Source organism: Caballeronia sp. BCC1704 (genome assembly GCF_902833455.1).
In the GTDB taxonomy this organism is placed as follows: Bacteria; Pseudomonadota; Gammaproteobacteria; order Burkholderiales; family Burkholderiaceae; genus Caballeronia.
Window position 1 is genome coordinate 709,802 of sequence record NZ_CADFFT010000001.1, and the last position, 19,327, is coordinate 729,128.

General features: G+C 64.7%; 15 protein-coding genes. 12 read left to right on the forward strand and 3 right to left on the reverse strand.

Annotated elements, in window-relative coordinates; all coding sequences use genetic code 11:
• Positions 1 to 54 precede the first annotated feature (54 nt).
• The 6 genes from HWX53_RS03355 to HWX53_RS03380 all read left to right on the forward strand — a co-directional run bounded on the left by HWX53_RS03355 (position 55) and on the right by HWX53_RS03380 (position 7,659).
• Positions 55 to 750, forward strand: coding sequence for a TetR/AcrR family transcriptional regulator (locus HWX53_RS03355; protein WP_175939423.1), 696 nt, complete (start codon positions 55 to 57; stop codon positions 748 to 750).
• 69 nt (positions 751 to 819) lie between these two features.
• Positions 820 to 2,607 (forward strand): acyl-CoA dehydrogenase C-terminal domain-containing protein, encoded by a 1,788-nt coding sequence (locus HWX53_RS03360; RefSeq protein WP_175939424.1) that lies wholly within the window; start codon positions 820 to 822, stop codon positions 2,605 to 2,607.
• Positions 2,608 to 2,729: 122 nt separating this feature from the next.
• Positions 2,730 to 5,159 carry a 3-hydroxyacyl-CoA dehydrogenase/enoyl-CoA hydratase family protein gene (locus tag HWX53_RS03365; protein ID WP_175939425.1) on the forward strand — a complete coding sequence of 810 codons (2,430 nt, stop codon included), beginning with the start codon at positions 2,730 to 2,732 and terminating at the stop codon, positions 5,157 to 5,159.
• A 24-nt stretch (positions 5,160 to 5,183) separates the two neighbouring features.
• A complete protein-coding gene (locus HWX53_RS03370; RefSeq protein ID WP_175939426.1) occupies positions 5,184 to 6,383 on the forward strand; it encodes an acetyl-CoA C-acyltransferase in 1,200 nt (399 codons plus the stop codon).
• A 55-nt stretch (positions 6,384 to 6,438) separates the two neighbouring features.
• Entirely contained in the window at positions 6,439 to 7,203 is a 765-nt protein-coding gene (locus tag HWX53_RS03375) for an enoyl-CoA hydratase (RefSeq protein WP_175939427.1), read from the forward strand.
• 57 nt (positions 7,204 to 7,260) lie between these two features.
• Positions 7,261 to 7,659 (forward strand): lysozyme inhibitor LprI family protein, encoded by a 399-nt coding sequence (locus HWX53_RS03380; protein ID WP_175939428.1) that lies wholly within the window; start codon positions 7,261 to 7,263, stop codon positions 7,657 to 7,659.
• Positions 7,660 to 7,679: 20 nt separating this feature from the next.
• Here the strand turns inward: HWX53_RS03380 and fdhD are convergent, their stop codons facing one another.
• Positions 7,680 to 8,507, reverse strand: coding sequence for a formate dehydrogenase accessory sulfurtransferase FdhD (gene fdhD, locus HWX53_RS03385; RefSeq protein WP_175939429.1), 828 nt, complete (start codon positions 8,505 to 8,507; stop codon positions 7,680 to 7,682).
• Between the two features lie 148 nt (positions 8,508 to 8,655).
• On the opposite strand from fdhD, the gene HWX53_RS03390 reads away from it, so the two are divergent.
• Both HWX53_RS03390 and HWX53_RS03395 read left to right on the forward strand, forming a co-directional pair.
• Positions 8,656 to 9,135 (forward strand): nitrate reductase associated protein, encoded by a 480-nt coding sequence (locus HWX53_RS03390; RefSeq protein ID WP_175939430.1) that lies wholly within the window; start codon positions 8,656 to 8,658, stop codon positions 9,133 to 9,135.
• A 187-nt stretch (positions 9,136 to 9,322) separates the two neighbouring features.
• On the forward strand, positions 9,323 to 12,445 hold the full coding sequence (locus tag HWX53_RS03395) for an EAL domain-containing protein (RefSeq protein WP_175939431.1): 3,123 nt from the start codon (positions 9,323 to 9,325) through the stop codon (positions 12,443 to 12,445).
• A gap of 6 nt (positions 12,446 to 12,451) precedes the next feature.
• Here HWX53_RS03395 and HWX53_RS03400 read toward each other — a convergent pair whose 3' ends face one another.
• Complete coding sequence (locus tag HWX53_RS03400; protein WP_175939432.1) at positions 12,452 to 12,847, reverse strand: acyl-CoA thioesterase; 396 nt, start codon at positions 12,845 to 12,847, stop codon at positions 12,452 to 12,454.
• A gap of 218 nt (positions 12,848 to 13,065) precedes the next feature.
• Here HWX53_RS03400 and HWX53_RS03405 point away from each other — a divergent pair, with 218 nt between their 5' ends.
• Together HWX53_RS03405 and HWX53_RS03410 are read left to right on the forward strand one after the other, a co-directional pair.
• Complete coding sequence (locus HWX53_RS03405) at positions 13,066 to 14,943, forward strand: ABC transporter ATP-binding protein/permease (RefSeq protein ID WP_175939433.1); 1,878 nt, start codon at positions 13,066 to 13,068, stop codon at positions 14,941 to 14,943.
• 93 nt (positions 14,944 to 15,036) lie between these two features.
• A complete protein-coding gene (locus tag HWX53_RS03410; protein ID WP_175939434.1) occupies positions 15,037 to 15,240 on the forward strand; it encodes a hypothetical protein in 204 nt (67 codons plus the stop codon).
• 9 nt (positions 15,241 to 15,249) lie between these two features.
• On the opposite strand, the gene HWX53_RS03415 is transcribed toward HWX53_RS03410, so the two are convergent.
• Positions 15,250 to 16,638, reverse strand: a complete 1,389-nt coding sequence (locus tag HWX53_RS03415) for an MFS transporter (protein ID WP_175939435.1) — start codon at positions 16,636 to 16,638, stop codon at positions 15,250 to 15,252.
• Positions 16,639 to 16,917: 279 nt separating this feature from the next.
• Here HWX53_RS03415 and HWX53_RS03420 point away from each other — a divergent pair, with 279 nt between their 5' ends.
• Both HWX53_RS03420 and HWX53_RS03425 read left to right on the forward strand, forming a co-directional pair.
• Complete coding sequence (locus HWX53_RS03420; RefSeq protein WP_175939436.1) at positions 16,918 to 17,889, forward strand: LysR substrate-binding domain-containing protein; 972 nt, start codon at positions 16,918 to 16,920, stop codon at positions 17,887 to 17,889.
• A 109-nt stretch (positions 17,890 to 17,998) separates the two neighbouring features.
• Entirely contained in the window at positions 17,999 to 19,291 is a 1,293-nt protein-coding gene (locus tag HWX53_RS03425; RefSeq protein WP_175939437.1) for a Glu/Leu/Phe/Val dehydrogenase, read from the forward strand.
• Positions 19,292 to 19,327: the final 36 nt, after the last annotated feature.

The window sequence follows — 19,327 nt, forward strand, 5'->3', positions numbered from 1 at the left end:
CAATAATAGAACGGCCGTTCGTTTTCAATGGGGTCACGAGAGGACGGTGGGATCATGCGAAAAGGCGAACAGACGCGGGCCGCGATTCTCGACGCAGCGTTGGATCTGGCGAGCAGGGACGGACTGGAAGGACTCACCATCGGTCTTTTGGCCGAGCGGATGCAGATGAGCAAGAGCGGAGTGTTCGCGCACTTCGGATCGCGCGAAGATCTGCAAGTGGAAGTGGTGCGCGAGTACCACCGCCGGTTCGAAGACGAAGTGTTCTTCCCGAGCTTGCGCGAACCGCGCGGCTTGCCGCGACTGCGCGCGATGATGAGCCGCTGGATGGAAAAGCGCATCGAGGAAGTCACCACCGGCTGCATCTATATCAGCGGCGCGGTGGAGTACGACGATCGCGCGGCGAGCGCGGTGCGCGAGCAGCTGGTTCACAGTGTCACGACGTGGCGCGAGGCGCTGTTGCGAGCCATTCGCCAGTCGAAGGAAGAAGGGCATCTGAAGCCGGAGACGGATCCGAAGCTGATGCTCTTCGAGTTGTACAGCTTCACGCTCGGCCTGCATCACGACGCGCGTTTCCTGCATTTGCCGGAAGCGGTGCAACTGACGCGGGACGCGCTGGAGAAGACGATCGTTTCATATCAGACGTCGCACTCGTCTGCCGATGGCGGCGGCCGCGAAACCAGCGGGCCGGCCGCCCACGCAGCCACGAGCGCGGCGACGAATCTAACTTCGCATCAAACGGACAGCCGTTAGCGGCGCCGATCGAATCGTCCCAAGGGTTCGGCGGCGCACGACGCAAGCTTCTAGAAACTGGAGAGACTCATGGGACAGTACGCCGCCCCCTTGCGCGACATGCAGTTCGTGCTGCACGAACTGCTGAACGTGGAAGCCGAACTGAAGCGCATGCCGAAGCATGCCGACCTGGACGCGGACACCATTAACCAGGTGCTCGAAGAAGCCGGCAAGTTCTGCTCCGAAGTCGTGTTTCCGCTGAACCAGAGCGGCGACCGCGAAGGTTGCACTTACGAGGGCGACGGCATCGTTACGACGCCGTCGGGGTTCAAAGAGGCGTATCGCCAGTACGTCGAGGCGGGCTGGCCCGCGCTCGGCTGCGATCCCGAATATGGCGGCCAGGGGCTGCCCGCGTTCGTCAACAACGCGCTCTACGAAATGCTCAACTCGGCGAATCAGGCCTGGACCATGTATCCGGGCCTCTCGCACGGCGCGTACGAATGCCTGCACGCGCACGGCACGCCGGAGCAGAAAGCGACGTATCTCGCGAAACTCGTCTCCGGCGAGTGGACCGGCACCATGTGCCTGACCGAATCGCATTGCGGCACCGACCTCGGCATCCTGCGCACGAAAGCCGAGCCGAATTCCGACGGTTCGTACGCGCTCACCGGCACGAAGATCTTCATTTCGAGCGGCGAACACGACATGGCCGAGAACATCGTCCATCTGGTGCTCGCGCGGCTGCCCGGCGCGCCGGCCGGCACGAAGGGCATTTCGCTCTTCATCGTGCCGAAGTTCATTCCGGACGCGAGCGGTGCGCCGGGCGAACGCAACGGCATCAAGTGCGGCTCGATCGAGCACAAGATGGGCATTCACGGCAACGCGACCTGCGTGATGAACCTGGACGGCGCGAAGGGCTGGCTCGTCGGCGAAGCAAACAAGGGCTTGAACGCCATGTTCGTGATGATGAACGCGGCGCGTCTGGGCGTCGGCATGCAGGGTTTGGGGCTGACGGAAGTCGCGTATCAAAACTCGCTCGTCTATGCGAAAGAGCGCCTGCAAATGCGCTCGCTCACCGGCCCGAAAGCGCCCGAGAAGCCCGCTGATCCGATCATCGTGCATCCGGATGTGCGCCGCATGCTGCTCACGCAGAAGGCGTACGCCGAAGCGGGCCGCGCGTTCACGTACTGGGCCGCGCTCAACATCGACAAGGAACTCTCGCACGAAGACGAAGCCGCGCGCCGCGAAGCCGCCGATTTCGTCGCGCTGCTCACGCCGGTCATCAAGGCGTTCCTGACCGACAACGCGTTCGAAGGCACGAACCTCGCCATGCAGATCTACGGCGGCCACGGCTTCATCTCCGAGTGGGGCATGGAGCAGTACGTGCGCGACGCGCGCATCAACATGATCTACGAGGGCACGAACTCCATTCAGGCGCTCGACCTGCTCGGCCGCAAGATTCTCGGCGACATGGGCGCGAAGCTGAAGCGCTTCGGCAAGATCGTGACGGATTTCGTCGAAGAGGAAGGCGTGAAGCCGGAGATGCAGGAGTTCATCAACCCGCTCGCGGATATCGGCGAGAAGGTGCAGAAGCTCACGATGGAAATCGGCATGAAGGCGATGCAGAACCCCGACGAAGTGGGCGCCGCAGCCGTGCCGTATCTGCGCACGGTCGGGCATCTGGTGTTCTCGTACTTCTGGGCGCGCATGGCGCGCGTGGCGCTCGACAACGCCGCATCAGGCGATGCGTTCTACAAGGCCAAGCTCGCCACCGCGCGTTTCTACTTCGCGAAGCTCCTGCCCGAAACGGCTTCGACCATCCGCGCCGCGCGCGCGGGCGCCAAGCCGATGATGGACTACGACGAAGCCTTGTTCTAAGTACGAGCGCAACGCGACGGTTCGACTCTTCGAACCGCGACATCTCGATCAAACGCCTGGCGGCGCAATCGACTTCGACTGCGCCGCGGGCTAAAAAGCAAACCCCATACGGAGGCTTTCCCGTGAGCACCCTGAACATCCGCAAAGTCGCCGTGCTCGGCGCCGGCGTGATGGGCGCGCAGATCGCCGCGCATCTCATCAACGCGCGCGTGCCCGTGCTGCTCTTCGATCTTCCCGCGAAGGAAGGTCCGAAGAACGGCATCGCGCTCAAGGCCATCGAGAATCTGAAGAAGCTGTCGCCCGCGCCGCTCGGCATGAAGGACGACGCGCAGTACATCGAGCCCGCGAACTACGAAGACGACATCGCGCGCCTTGCGGAATGCGATCTCGTGATCGAAGCGATCGCCGAGCGCATGGACTGGAAACACGACCTGTACAAGAAGGTCTCGCCGCATATCGCGCCGCACGCCATCTTCGCGAGCAACACCTCGGGCTTGTCGATCACCGAGTTGTCGCACGGTTTCTCCGATGAACTCAAGGCGCGTTTCTGCGGCGTGCACTTCTTCAATCCGCCGCGCTACATGCATCTCGTCGAGCTGATTCCGACCGAATCGACCAAGCCCGAGATTCTCGACCAGCTCGAAACGTTTCTGACGAGCGCCATCGGCAAGGGCGTCGTGCGCGCGAAGGACACGCCGAACTTCATCGCGAATCGCGTGGGCGTGTTTTCGATTCTCGCGGTGATCGCCGAGAGCCAGAAGTTCGGCCTGCGTTTCGACGAAGTGGACGACCTGACCGGCGCGCGCCTCGGCCGCGCGAAGTCCGCGACGTTCCGCACGGCGGATGTCGTCGGCCTCGACACGATGGCGCACGTCATCAAGACAATGCAGGACAACTTGCCGGACGATCCGTTCTTCCCGGTCTACGCCACGCCGCCCGTGCTCGCCGAACTGGTGAAGAACGGCGCGCTCGGGCAGAAGACGGGCGCGGGCTTTTATCGCAAGGAAGGCAAGGCGATCAAGGTGCTCGACCCGCAGACGGCGCAATACGTCGAGGCGGGCGCTAAGGCGGACGAACTCGTCGGCCGCATTCTGAAGCGCCCGCCCGCCGAGCGCCTCAAGCTCCTGCGCGAAACCGACAACAAGCAGGCGCAGTTCCTCTGGGCCATTTTCCGCGACGTGTTCCATTACATCGCGGTGCATCTGGAGTCGATCGCTGACAACGCACGCGATGTCGATCTCGCGATCCGCTGGGGCTTCGGCTGGAACCAGGGCCCGTTCGAAAGCTGGCAGGCGGCCGGCTGGCAGCAGGTCGCGCAATGGGTGCAGGAAGACATCGACGCGGGCAAGGCGCTCTCCAAAGCGCCGCTGCCCGCCTGGGTGCTTGACGGCCCCGTCGCAGAGAAGGGCGGTGTGCACTCGAACGAAGGCTCGTGGTCGCCGCAGGCACGTCGCTTCGTCGCGCGTTCGACGCTGCCGGTCTATCAAAAGCAAGTGTTCCGCGCGCCGCTCGTCGGTGAAAGCGGCGCGGATCCGAAAACCTTCGGCAAGACGCTCTTCGAAACCGACAGCGTGCGCGCCTGGCTCGACCGCGACGACGGCGACGTGGTCATCGTCTCGTTCAAGACGAAGATGAACACCATCGGTCCCGGCGTGCTCGACGGCCTCACGCAGGCCATCGAACTCGCGGAGAAGGAATACCGCGGCGTGGTGATCTGGCAGCCGACTTCGCTCACGCTCGGCGCGCCGGGCGGTCCGTTCTCGGCGGGCGCGAATCTCGAAGAAGCGATGCCCGCGTTCATGATGGGCGGCGCGAAAGGCATCGAGCCGTTCGTCAAGAAGTTCCAGGACAGCATGATGCGCGTGAAGTACGCGAACGTGCCGGTGGTCTGCGCGGTGTCGGGCATTGCGCTCGGCGGCGGCTGTGAACTGATGCTGCATTCGGCCAAGCGCGTCGCGCATATCGAAAGCTATATCGGACTCGTGGAAGTGGGCGTGGGTCTCGTGCCGGCGGGCGGCGGACTGAAGGAAGCCGCATTGCGTGCAGCCGACGCCGCGAGCGCCGTCAACGCGACGAGCGATCTGCTCAAGTTCCTGCAAAAGCCGTTCGAAAACGCGGCGATGGCGAAAGTCTCCGGCTCCGCGCTCGAAGCACGCGCGATGGGCTATCTGAAACCGTCGGACACGATCGTCTTCAATGTGCACGAGTTGCTCGACATCGCGAAGAAGGAAGCGCGCGCGCTCGCGGATTCCGGCTACCGCGCGCCGCTGCGCGCGAAGCAGATTCCGGTCGCGGGCCGCTCGGCGCTGTCGACCATCAAGGCGTCGCTCGTCAATATGCGCGATGGCCGCTTCATCAGCGATCACGACTTCCTGATTGCGAGCCGTATCGCGGAAGCGGTGTGCGGCGGCGACGTGGAAGGCGGCAGTCTTGTCGACGAGGAATGGCTGCTTGGGCTGGAGCGCCGCGCGTTCATCGAACTGCTCGGCACGCAAAAGACGCAGGAACGGATCATGGGCATGTTGCAGACCGGCAAGCCGGTTCGCAACTGAGCGCGCGGACTATCGGAGCTGGTTATGAGCAAACAATTGCAGGAAGCATATATCGTTGCCGCGAGCCGCACGCCGATCGGCAAGGCGCCGCGCGGCGTGTTCAAGAACACACGCCCGGACGAGTTGCTCGTCCACGCGATCAAGTCTGCTGTCGCGCAGGTGCCGGGGCTAGATACCGGGGTAATTGAAGACGCGATCGTCGGATGCGCGATTCCCGAAGCCGAGCAGGGCCTGAACGTCGCGCGCATGGGCGCGCTGCTCGCCGGACTGCCGCAGACGGTCGGCGGTGTCACGGTGAACCGCTTCTGCGCGTCGGGTCTCACCGCGCTCGCGATGGCGGCGGACCGCATTCGCGTCGGCGAGGCCGATGCGATTCTCGCGGGCGGTTGCGAGTCGATGAGCATGGTGCCGATGATGGGCAACAAGCCGTCGCTGTCGCCGCATATCTTCGATCGCAGCGAGGACATCGGCATTGCGTACGGCATGGGCCTCACCGCCGAACGCGTCGCGGAACGCTGGAAGGTGAGCCGCGAGGCGCAGGACGCGTTCGCGGTGGAGTCGCATCGCAAGGCGCTGGCCGGGCAGCAGTCGGGCGAATTCGCCGATGAGATCGCCGCCTACACGCTCGACGAACGCTTTCCGGATCTCGCATCCGGCGAAGTGCGCGTGAATGCGCGCGAGATTGCGTTCGACGAAGGCCCGCGCGCGGACACGTCGCTCGAAACGCTCGCGAAACTGCGCCCGGTGTTCGCCAACAAGGGATCGGTGACGGCGGGCAACAGTTCGCAGACGTCGGACGGCGCGGGCGCGCTGATCGTGGTGTCCGAGAAGATCCTGAAGCAGTTCAATCTGACGCCGCTCGCGCGCTTCGTGAGCTTCGCGGTGCGCGGCGTCCCGCCGGAAATCATGGGCATCGGGCCGAAGGAAGCGATTCCGGCCGCGCTCAAGAACGCGGGTCTGACGCAGGACGACCTCGACTGGATCGAACTGAACGAAGCGTTCGCGGCGCAATCGCTCGCGGTGATCAACGACCTCGGCCTCGACACGTCGAAGCTGAATCCGCTCGGCGGCGCGATCGCGCTCGGGCATCCGCTCGGCGCGACGGGCGCGATCCGTTCCGCGACGGTCATCCACGGCCTGCGCCGCCGCAACCTGAAGTACGGCATGGTGACGATGTGCGTCGGCACCGGCATGGGCGCAGCGGGCATTTTCGAGCGGATGTAATCGGGCGGCCCGCGGGCGGCTGCGCTCGCGGGCCAACAACAGGAGGAGACGCCGCATGGATATCGTCATCGAACGAGCGCAAGGCGTGTTGAGCATCGTCTTGAATCGCGCCGAGAAAAAGAACGCCATCACGGCGGCCATGTATCAGGAAATGGCCGACGGTCTGTACGAAGCGGAAAACGATCCGACGGTGCGCGCGGTGCTGCTGCGCGGCAACGGCGGCGCGTTCAGCGCGGGCAACGATCTGGAAGACTTCCTGAACGATCCGCCGAAAGGTCTCGACGCGCCCGTGTTCCAGTTCCTGCGACGCCTGAGCGGCATGCCGAAGCCTATCGTCGCGGCGGTATCGGGCGTGGCGGTCGGCATCGGCACGACGATGCTCTTGCATTGCGATATCGCCTATGCCGCGAAGAACGCGAAGTTCTCGCTGCCGTTCGTGCAACTCGGGCTGTGTCCGGAGGCGGCGTCGAGTTTGCTCTTGCCGCGCATCGCGGGTTATCAGCGCGCGGCGGAAAAGCTGCTGCTCGGCGAGGCGTTCGACGTGAACGAAGCGATCAGCATGGGCTTCGTCAACGGCGCGATCGATGCGGCCGAACTCGATGCCTATGCGTTCGAGCGAGCGAGACGGTTGGCGGCGCTGCCGGCGTCATCGCTCAAGACGACGAAGGCGCTGATGAAGAGCGAGCAACGCAACGAAGTGGCCGCGCGCATGGAAGAAGAGGCGGCGCATTTTTCGCGGATGCTTGCAGGGCCGGAGGCGCGCGAGGCGTTTGCGGCGTTTTTGGAGAAGCGGAAAGCGGATTTCAGCCGGTTTCAGTAAGCCCGTGCCGCTGACAAGCGGCTCGCAGCCGATGCCGTTCACGCGGAGACACGTTCCATGCGACTCAGACCGCTTCTTCTCGCAACGCTTGTCTGTGCGACCGTGCCCGCGTGGGCGGACTCGTCGGCGTGCATGGACAACGCGAGCACGCAAATGGCGATGAACGAGTGCGTGGGCCGCGAATTGAAAGCCGCGGACCAGAAGCTCAACGACACCTACCGCACGCTGCTCTCGAAGGTGAGCAAAGAAGGCGCGGAGCAATTGCGCAAGGCGCAGCGCGCGTGGATCGCATGGCGCGACGCGCAATGCACGTTCGACACCATGGGCACGCGCGGCGGCAGCATCAATTCGATGCAAACCGCGATGTGCGTCGAAAAGCTGACGCAAGCGCAAACCGCGCATCTCGCCGCGCAGTTGCACTGCAAGGAAGGCGACGTGTCGTGCGGCGGGCAGTGAGCGGCGCCTTCACTCACCTCCTACTCCACCTCATACTCCACAAACCCCCCCTCCCGCGCAAAACTCACGAGCCGCAACCCCGCCTGCTTCGCGATGGCAATAGCGAGCGACGTCGGCGCGGAGATGGTCGCGACCATCGGCACGCCGACGCGCGCCGACTTGCGCACGAGTTCATAGCTCGCGCGGCTCGACAGAAACACGAAGCCTTGCGTCGTGTTCTCGCGCCGGAGCACGAGTTCTCCGATGAGCTTGTCGAGCGCGTTATGACGGCCGACGTCTTCGAATGCATACCGCACCGCGCCGGTCTCATGGCACCAGGCGGCGGCATGCAGGCCGCCGGTGAGCTTCGTCAAGCGCTGATGCGCCGGCAGTTCGCGAGCCGCCCGCTCGATGGCATCCGACGCGACGCGCGCCAGAAAGCCGGTATCCGGCACGCGCTCCGGCTGAAGATCGAGCAAGTCGATACTCTCGATGCCGCACACGCCGCAGCCGGTGCGCCCCGCGAGCGCGCGGCGCTTGTCCTTCAGCGACGCGAATGCCTGCTGCACGACTTGCAGATGCACTTCGGCATGCGGCAGCGCGTGACCGTCGTCGCGGTAATAGACTTCGATGTCGTGAATATCGCTGCCACGCTCGACAATGCCTTCGGTCAGCGAGAAGCCCACGGCGAACGCTTCGAGATCGCGCGGCGTGCACATCATCACCGCGTGCGAGATGCCGTTATAGACGAGCGCGACGGGCCATTCCTGACCGACGTTATCGTTTGCGACGGCGCTATCGCCGCCGCGATGTCTTCGCACGCGCCGTTCGACATAGCCCGGCTGTTCCTCAGTTTCCAGTGGGTCCACCTTGTTCTCCCTACACTGCGTGGTCCGGGTATGACCATTGCTAATCAAACCTGCTGCTTGCACGGTTTCAGCCCAGTACCAAGCCCTACAATAACTTAAGCGGGCGATGCGCGCCGGCGCGCGCCCCTCACTCCAATGAGGCTACGCCATGGGACTTTACGATACCGCTCGTCTCTTCGGGTTCGAGGTCGAATCCTCGGACAATCTGCGCTTCATTCCTCTCTCGGTACGCTTCAATCTCGACCGCTTCGGCATGCGCATCACGCTCGATCAGTGGCAGATGCTTCCGTATGACGATCGCGTGCTGCTCGCGCGCTTTCCGGTCGAAGACGAGATCGAACTGGAGAAGAACTTCGACCTCGCGCTCGAAGAAATGCTGAAGACGCACGCGAATGCCGCGCCGGAAAAAATCGAGCGCGACGCCGATCCGGTCTGGGCGCATGCCGACGCCGTGCCCGAAGCCGTCATCCGCCAAAGCAGTCTTGCGGGCCTGAGCGTGCCGAGCCTCTCGCGCTGGGCCGCGCTCGACCGCTTCCAGCGTTACGCGCTCGCCAAGCTCTCGCGCAACACCGACAAACTCAATCACGACTTCCTGCCCGCCATGCGCGAATTCGGCCTCGCCGAATGAGCGCATGCGCATCATGAGCGGCTAATTTGCGCGGGCAGCCCTCAAGCCCGCGCGAAAGCTGCCGTTATCCGCGTTATCCATCAATCGCGGTGCGAGCCTGCCGGTTCGCGCCGCGCTTTTGCGTGGGCGCGCGCCGGGCATGACGCTCGCGGCGCGGCCACCGCAGCAAAGGAACCGCTTGCCGCTCATGACTCGTTTCCTCTCCGGGCGATTCCTCGTGAACGTCGCCGTCGTGCTGGCCGCGCTCGGCGCGAACGCATTCGTCGCGTGTCAGCGAATCGTCGAACTTCGCGCGACCAACACGAGCACGCTCCGCTCGATGAGCCTGATGCGCGACCTCGCCGCGTATCGCGGGGCGCTCGGCGAGGCGCTCACGCAACTGAGCCGCTTCGAGGCGACGGGCATCGCCGAGCCGGCCGCGCAGCACGAAGCGCGCGAGAAGCATCTCGACGCGCTCGAAAGCGGGCTGCGCGCGCAGTTTGCGATGCAACCCGGCGCAGGCGACGCGTTCGATGCGCTCGCCGCGCGCGCGGCCGCCATGCGCTCCGACGCGAATCTGGCCGACGAGCGCACGCGCCGCGCAAGCGCCGATGAATCGCGCGCCTGGGCCGACACCGCGTTCGTGCTGCTCTCCGAAGACCAGCAGGCGCTCGACGATGCGCTCGCGGCGCTGCGAGACCGCATCGACACCGCGACCACGGCGGCGCTCGACCGCTCCGCGCAGGCATCGGGCGGCGCGATGCTGCTGCTCGCGTTCACGATGCTGCTCGGCAGCGGCGCGCTCATCACGCTTTTCGTCACCCACGAGCGTTCGGCGCGCGAGAAGATCGGCGTCGCGCGGGCGAAGCATCGCAGCAACGAGCGCTTTCGCAGCATGTTCGAGGCGCATCCGGTGCCGATGTGGATCGTCGATCGCGATACGATGCGCTTCGTCGCCGTGAACCCGGCGGCGCGCGAGCATTTCGGCTACTCGGAAGCCGAGTTCATGGAGATGACGCTGCGCGATCTGCACGTCGCCGACGACTTCGACCGTTTCGCCGCGCGGCTCGCGCGCAGCGAAGGCGAGACGGGCGAAGCGGGAGAGCGCGCGACGCGCGGCCAGCGCTCGGGCGGCGTGTGGCGTTACCGGCGTCGCGATGGCGCGACCATCAGCGCAGACGTCTCGCATCACGCGCTCACGTATTCGAACCGGCCGGGCCTCTTCATGCTGGCGAACGACGTGACCGACCGCATCAACGCGGAAGCCGAGGCGCGCCGCTCGAACGAGATGCTCGAGACGATCATCGACAACATTCCGCAGCGCGTGTTCTGGAAGGACCGCGATCTGCGCTATCTCGGCTGCAACAACGCGTTCGCCCGCGACGCGGGGCTCGCGTACAACGAGCAGATCGTCGGCAAGACGGATTACGAACTGCCCTGGAGCGCCGCGGCCGACATGATCCGCGCCGACGATCAGGAAGTGGTGCTGACCACCGTGCCGAAGATGCACCACGAGCACGACGTGCTCGTCGGCGACACGCTGCATACGGTCGTCATCAGCAAGCTGCCGCTGATGGACGGCGAAGGCGCGACCATCGGCGTGCTCGGCTCCTATCACGACGTGACCGACCGCAAGCGCGCCGAACTCGCGCTGCGTCTGCAAAGCCGCGCGCTGGATGCGAGCGTGAACGCCATTCTGATCACCGGCGTCGTGAACGGCGCGCACGTGATCGAGTATGCGAATCCGGCGTTCAAGCGCATCACGGGCTACGACCCGAGCGAAGTGATCGGCCGCGATTGCCGCTTCCTGCATGGCCCGGACGGCGAGCAGGAAGGGCTCACGTCGATTCGCCGCGCGCTCGCCGTCAACGCGGAAGCGAGCGTCGTGCTGCGCAACTATCGCAAGGACGGCGGGCTTTTCTGGAATCAGTTGTTCGTCGCGCCCGTGCCGAACGCGCAAGGGCATACGACGCATCACATCGGCATCATCAACGACGTGACCGACCTGATGAACTATCAGGAACAGCTCGAGTATCAGGCGAATTACGACACGCTCACGCGCCTGCCCAACCGCAACCTGCTGCGCGACCGCCTTCAACGTGCAATCGATGAGGCGCGGCGGCGCAACTCGCAAATCGCGGTCGTCTTCATGGACCTCGACGGCTTCAAGAACGTGAACGACAGTCTGGGCCACAGCGTCGGTGACAGGCTGCTCGCGGTGATCGGCGAGCGGCTCGCGCGCTCGGCGCGTGCCGGCGACACGGTGGCGCGTCATGGCGGCGACGAGTTCGTGATCGTGCTGCCGGATCTGGCCGACGAAGCCGCGCTCACCGCGTGGATGGAGCGCACGCGCGCGACGATCTCCGAGCCCATCTGGCTCGACGAAACGGAGCTCTACGTCGGTTGCAGCATGGGCGCGAGCGTCTTCCCGCAAGACGGCGACGACGCCGAAACGGTGCTAAAGAAGGCCGATCTCGCGATGTATCGCGCGAAGGACATGGGCCGCAACACGTATCAGTTCTATCAGCCGGAGATGAACGCGAGCGTCGGCGCGCGGCTGGATATGGAGCGGCGACTGCGGCGCGGGCTGCGCGACGGCGAATTCCTGCTGCACTATCAGCCGCAAGTCGATATGGCGACGGGCGCGATCGTCGGTATCGAGGCGCTGGTGCGCTGGCGCGATCCGGAGCAAGGGCTCGTGTCGCCGGCCGCGTTCATTCCGGTCGCGGAAGAGTGCGGGCTCATTGGGCCGCTGTCGGAATGGGTCTTGCGCGAGGCGTGCCGTCAGAACAAGGCGTGGCAGGACGCCGGGCTGCCGCCCGCGCGCGTGTCGGTGAATCTGTCCGCGCGGCATTTCCAGCAGCGCGATATCGCGACGCTCGTCACGTCCGTGCTCGCGGAAACCGGGCTTGCGCCGCATTATCTGGAGCTCGAGCTGACGGAAAGCGCGATCATGCGCAACGCCGAAGACGCCGTGATGATGCTCTCCGAGCTATCGGCGCTCGGCATCGGTATTGCCATCGACGACTTCGGCACCGGCTATTCGAGCCTGTCGTATCTCAAGCGGTTCCCGGTGCATCGGCTGAAGATCGACCGGTCTTTCGTCGCGGATATCGGCTCGTCGGGCGACGACGAAACGATCACGTCCGCGATCATCGCGCTCGCGCATTCGCTGGAATTGCAGGTGATCGCAGAAGGCGTCGAAACGCCGGCGCAGCACGAATTCCTGCGCGAGCGCGATTGCGACGAGATGCAGGGCTTTCTGTTCTCACGTCCGATGCCGCAGGAAGCCATTCCCGGCTTGCTGCGGCACGGCGTGCTGGTGAACTGAGCGCGCTCAGTCGAGCGGGGGCAAGGCGCGCGGGCGGCGGTCGTGGTCGGTGGCGACATAGGTGAGCGTCGCTTCCGTCACCTTGACGACTTCCTCCGCGAGACTCATGCGCTGCGCGAAGACTTCGACGGAAATGGTGATCGACGTATTGCCGGTCTTCACGATATCCGCGTAGAAGCTCAACAGATCGCCGACGAACACCGGCTGCTTGAAGAGAAACGAATTGACCGCGATGGTCGCGACGCGGCCGTTCGCGCGCCGGCTCGCCGGGATGGAGCCCGCGATGTCGACTTGCGCCATGATCCAGCCGCCGAAGACGTCGCCGTGCACGTTCGCGTCGGCAGGTTGCGGCACCACGCGCAGCGCGACGGGTTTCTGAGGTAGCTTGGAATCTTGCGGCATGAGAGGGTCCCGGTTGACGTCGTCGTTCCGTGCAGAAGGTGGCCGCGAGCGTGGCCGTGGTCCTTCTGCGACAATGCATGAGTTATAAGAATAGACCGCGCCTTGAGCGGCCGGCCTTCGGCAAATTGTACGGGAAGCACGCGGCCGCGTGCGCCCGCTTAAAGACTAGCAAAAGGCGTCCCCGCGCCGCGCGCGACGCGCCTTCTCCACTCGAATACATGCGCCGCTACTCCAACACCGAGCCCGGTCCGGTCGCACAAGGTCCGCGCAACGACTGGCAGACGATCCGCTCGCTGCTGCCTTATCTCACCACTTACAAATGGCGCGTCGCGTTCGCGCTGACGTGCCTGATCGGCGCGAAGGTCGCCAATCTCGGCGTGCCGATCGTGATGAAGCGCATCGTCGATAGCCTCGCCTCGGTGCAGCATCTCACCGCGCTCGGCCGCGCGCACGACGCGCCGGGCATCGTGCTGATCGGCGGAATCGGGCTGCTCGTGATCGCGTATGCGGGCGTGCGGCTGTCGACTTCGCTCTTCACCGAACTGCGCGAACTGCTCTTCGCCAAAGTGACCGAAAGCGCTGTGCGGCAACTCGCGCTGAAGGTGTTTCGGCATCTGCATTCGCTGTCGCTGCGGTTTCATCTGGAGCGGCAGACGGGCGGCATGTCGCGCGACATCGAGCGCGGCACGCGCGGCATTCAGCAACTCGTCTCGTATTCGCTGTACAGCATCTTGCCGACGCTCGTCGAAGTCGGGCTCGTGCTCGCGTTCTTCGTGACGAAGTACGAGGCGTATTACGCGATCGTTACGTTCATCGCGCTCTGCACGTATATCGCGTTCACGGTGAAAGTGACGGAGTGGCGCACGCACTATCGACGCACGATGAACGAGTTGGACTCGAAGGCGAATTCGCGCGCCATCGATTCGCTGCTGAACTACGAGACGGTGAAGTACTTCGGCAACGAAGAATGGGAGACGCGCCGCTACGACGAGAATTTGCAGCGTTATCGCGCGGCGGCGATCAAATCGCAGCGGTCGCTTTCGATGCTGAACTTCGGGCAGCAGACCATTATCGGCCTCGGGCTCGTGTTCATTCTCTGGCGCGCGACGCAGGGCGTGATGGCGGGGCGGCTGACGCTCGGCGATCTCGTGCTCATCAACACGTTCATGTTGCAGCTTTATATTCCGCTGAATTTTCTCGGCGTGGTGTATCGCGAGTTGAAGCAGGCGCTGACTGACATGGACCGCATGTTCACGCTGCTCGGCGCCGGGCGCGAAGTGCCGGATGCGCCGAATGCGCCGCCGCTCGACGTGACAGGCGGCGAGGTGCGTTTCGAGAACGTGAGCTTCGCGTATGAGCCCGCGCGGCAGATTCTGCATAACGTCGATTTCACCATCGCGGCAGGCACGACGACCGCTGTCGTCGGCCACAGCGGCTCGGGCAAATCCACGCTCGGGCGGCTGCTGTTTCGTTTCTACGATCTGGACCGCGCGACGGGCGGGCGCATTGTCATCGACGGGCAGGATATTCGCGACGTGACGCAGGATTCGCTGCGCGCGTCGATCGGCATCGTGCCGCAGGACACCGTGCTCTTCAACGATTCGATCTACTACAACATCGCGTATGGACGGCCTTCCGCGAGCCGCGAAGAAGTGATGGCGGCGGCGCGCGCCGCGCATATTCACGACTTCATCGAGGCGTTGCCGGCGGGTTACGACACGACTGTCGGCGAGCGCGGACTGAAGCTGTCGGGCGGCGAGAAGCAGCGCGTGGCGATTGCGCGCACGCTGTTGAAGAACCCGTCGATCCTTATTTTCGATGAAGCGACATCCGCGCTGGATTCGAAGTCGGAACGCGCCATTCAGCGCGAACTCGATTCCATCGCCCGCGAGCGGACGACGCTCATCATCGCGCACCGGCTCTCGACGGTCGTGCATGCCGAGCAGATCATCGTGATGGATCATGGACGCGTGGTCGAGCGCGGCACGCACGCGGAGTTGCTCCGGGCGGGCGGACTCTTTGCGCAGATGTGGGCGTTACAGCAGCAGCGGACGGTCGAGCCTGTGGTCGAACGGGATGATGCGGCGAAGGTTTAACCGAAAAGTCTGAAAGTCGCGGTCGCACGGCCGCGGCTAGCCGAAGCTGATATATAGTCTCGCAGAGTTAATTAGTCGTATTGCGGAACAGGCATGGAAAGTTTAAGCATTTGGCACTGGCTCATCGTTATCTTCTTTTGCGTGGTGACCATCTACCCGTACGTGCGCATTGTGAAGCGCACCGGACACTCTGGCTGGTGGGTGCTCACCGGACTGCTGCCTATCGTGAATTTCGTCATGCTATGGGTCTTCGCGTTTGCGCGCTGGCCGGCAATCGAGAGCGATCGCCGGCCATAGTCTGCCGCATCACTCCATCGCGTGCGCGCCGTTGATCGCGACGGCGTCGTGTCCTTGCGACGACGTTGCCGACCACCGCAGCCATTGCGAACGCAGCAGGAATAGGGCGCCGAACGCGCCCGTCGCGAGCACGCCGAACGTCGCGAAGCCCATCTGATAGCTGCCGGTGCTTTCCTTCGCGATGCCCATGATGACCGGCAGGTAGAAGCCGCCGATGCCGCCCGCCGCGCCGACGATGCCGGACAGCAGCCCCGTCTTTCCCTTCCAGCGATGCGGGACGAGCTGGAACGTCGAGCCGTTGCCGAGTCCGAACGCGAGATACAGGCACACGAGCAAGCCGAGGCCGCCCGCGACCGGCGGCATCCAGATGGCGAACGCGAAATCGGCGGCGGCGATGACCGCGAGCAGCACGAGCAGCGCGCGCACGCCGGTCACGCGATCCGCGACATAGCCGCCGAACGGCCGCACGATCGCGCCGAGAAACGCGAGCAGCGACATGAAGAGGCCGGCTTCGAGCTTCGGCATTTGATAGAGCGATGTCAGCAGCAGCGTGACATAGGACGACATGCCGACGAAGCCGCCGAACGTGATGCTGTAGATGAGCATGATGACCCACGTATCGCGCTCGCCGAGCACCGAACGATAGCGGCGCGGCAGCACGGCAATCGCGATGAGCGCGCCGAGCACCGGCAGCAGCAGGACGCCCGTGCGTCCCGCGCCGAACACGCCGCCATGCACGGCCAACACGAGCACGACCAGGCTCACGAGGGTCACCGCGAAGCTGGCGAGCGCGCGCATCGTGCTGCCGGTTTTTTCGCCCGCATCCGACGCCCATGCGAACAGCGCGGCAGCCGTGATCGCGAGCAGCGGCAGCGCGGCGGCGGTCGATAGCTTCCAGCCGAAGGCATCGGCCAGATGCGGAAACAGGAAACCGTCGAGCACCGCGCCGATGTTGCCAGCGGCGGCGAGACCCAGCACGAGCCCTTGCACCTTCGGCGGATAGTTGCTGCCCGCCATCGGCAACGCGACCGCGAAGCTCGCGCCGCCCATGCCGAGAAACACGCCGAGCACGAGCAAGAGCGCATACGACGGCACGCCGGGAACGAGCGGCAGCACGACCGAGGGAATCGACGAGAGCAGCACGCCCATGAGCGCGACGCGGCGGCCATCGGTCGATTGATACAGATTGCCGAGCGTCACGCGCAGGATCGCGGCGGCGAGCACCGGCACCGCGACGAGAAAGCCCTGTTGCGCCGCCGACATCGTGATGTCGCGCCCGATGAACGGCGCAAGCGGCCCGTACAACACCCAGACGGTGAAGCCCGTATCGAAGTAGAGAAAGCAGGCGAGAAGCGAGCGCCAGTTGCCGCTCTTGAGCGATGCAATGAGATTGGACATGAGGGTTCCGGGTGGGCGCTGTCGCGCTTATGGCGTGGTGTTCACGGCGGCCCGGATTTTTTGCAAGCATCATGCCAATTTGCGCCGATGCCGCGCGCCTCAATGCGGGCGCGGCTCGGCGCGGGCAGAACGAGCGAACGCGCCAAGACACAAGCCGCACCTCGCCCGTGCGCCATGCGTGCGCATGGTGCGGTAAGCCTTCGCTTGATACATCGGACACAGCCGCGCCCGCTAAAATGCCTGCTTCCCGCATCCGGCGCGGCACGGCGCGACTCCAGCATGGAACTCAAATGGCTCGAAGACTTCGTATCGCTCGCGGAGACGCGCAGCTTCAGCCGCTCAGCCGAGCTTCGCCATATCACGCAGCCTGCGTTCTCGCGGCGCATCCAGGCGCTCGAAGCGTGGCTCGGCACTGAACTGATCGACCGTTCCGTCTATCCGACGCGGCTCACGCAAGCCGGGCAGGTGTTCTACGAGCAGGCGCTCGCGATGCTCTCGCAGTTTCACGAAGCGCGCACGCTGTTGCGCGGGCAGGGCGGCGCGCCGGCGGCGACCATCGAATTCGCTGTGCCGCACACGCTCTCGCTCACCTACTTTCCGCGCTGGCTTCAGCACATCGAGGCGCGGCTCGGACGCATCCGCACGCGGCTGCGCGCGCTCAACGTGCACGACGCGGTGCTCTCGCTCGTCGAAGGCGGCTGCGATCTCGTGATGGGTTATCACCATCCGAGCCATCCGGTCGCGCTCGATCCCGCGCGCTACGACATGCTCACGCTCGGCCTCGAACCGATCAGCCCGTTCTCCGCGCCGAACAAGGCGGGACGCGCGCGCTACACGTTGCCCGCCAGCGCCGATGCGCCCGTGCCGTATCTCTCGTACACGCCCAACGCTTACCTCGGTCGCATGACCGAGGTGATCATCGCGACGGCGCCCGCGCGTCTGCATCTGGACAAAGTGTATGAAACGGATATGGCGGAAGGTCTCAAGGCGATGGCGCTCGCGGGACACGGCGTCGCGTTCCTGCCGCATAGCGCAGTAGAGGATGCAGTCGAAGAAGGCCGGCTCGTCCGGCTCGACCGGGGAACGCGCGGCACGCCCGCCGGTCAGTTCACGTTGACGATGGAGATCCGCCTCTATCGCGACAAGATGGCTTCGCAAGGCGACGATCCGCGCCAGGCGCTCGTCCGTGCGCTATGGGACGCAGTCGGTGAAGAACTGCTGAGGGCATCGGCTGAAACGCCCGCCGCGTAAGGCTTCAGGAGGTTATGCAAGAAACGCATGATCGGATAAGGAAACGGCATTGGATTTGGAAACGCCGTTTTTCGACAATTGACGTATTCCACAAACCGCTGGAGCATCAATGTCCTCTCCGAAGCTTGACCATGCCATTCCCTCGTATCTGCACGCCGACGATCTCGGCCCGTGGGGGAACTATCTGCGGCAGGTCGATCGCGTGGCGCCGTACCTCGGCTCTCTCTCGCGCTGGCTCGAAACCCTCAAGCGTCCGAAGCGCATCCTCATCGTCGATTGCCCGATTGAGCTGGATAACGGCACGGTCGCGCACTTCGAAGGCTATCGCGTGCAGCACAACACGTCGCGCGGTCCGGGCAAGGGCGGCGTGCGGTATCACCAGGACGTGACGCTTTCCGAAGTCATGGCGCTGTCCGCGTGGATGTCGGTGAAGAACGCGGCGGTGAACGTGCCGTACGGCGGCGCGAAGGGCGGCATCCGCGTCGATCCGCGCACGCTCTCGCGCGGCGAGTTGGAGCGCGTGACGCGCCGCTACACGAGCGAAATCGGCATCATCATCGGGCCGAACACGGACATTCCCGCGCCGGACGTGAACACGAACGAGCAGATCATGGCGTGGATGATGGACACCTACTCCATGAACCAGGGCCAGACGGCAACCGGCGTCGTGACCGGCAAGCCGATCTCGCTCGGCGGCTCGCTCGGCCGCAAGGAAGCGACGGGACGCGGCGTGTTCGTCGTCGGCACGGAAGCGGCGCGGCGCGTCGGGCTGGAGATCGAAGGCGCGCGCATCGCAGTGCAGGGCTTCGGCAACGTCGGCGGCATCGCGGCGCGTCTTTTCGAAGAAGCGGGCGCGCGCGTGATCGCGGTGCAGGATCACACCGGCACGCTCTATAACTCGAAGGGCATCAACACGGTGGCGCTCGCCGAGCACGTCGCGCAGAACGGCGGTGTCGGCGGTTTCGCGGGCGCGGACCCGGTGTCGAAGGACGAGTTCTGGACCATCGAAAGCGACATCCTGATCCCGGCCGCGCTCGAAGGGCAGATCACCGAGCAGAACGCGCCGAAGATCAAGACGAAGATCATCGTCGAAGGCGCGAACGGCCCGACCACGACCGCAGCCGACGACATCCTCCACGACAAGGGCGTGCTCGTGATTCCAGACGTGGTGGCGAACGCGGGCGGCGTGACGGTTTCGTACTTCGAGTGGGTGCAGGACTTCTCCAGCTTCTTCTGGACCGAAGACGAGATCAACCAGCGCCTCGAGCGCGTGATGCGCGAAGCGTTCGCCGCAGTGTGGCAAGTCGCGAGCGAGCAGCAGGTTTCGGTGCGCACGGCGGCGTTTATCGTCGCGTGTACGCGCATTTTGATGGCGCGCGAAATGCGCGGCCTGTATCCCTGATCGCATGCAAAAGCGCGTTCATCGTAAGCGCGGCGA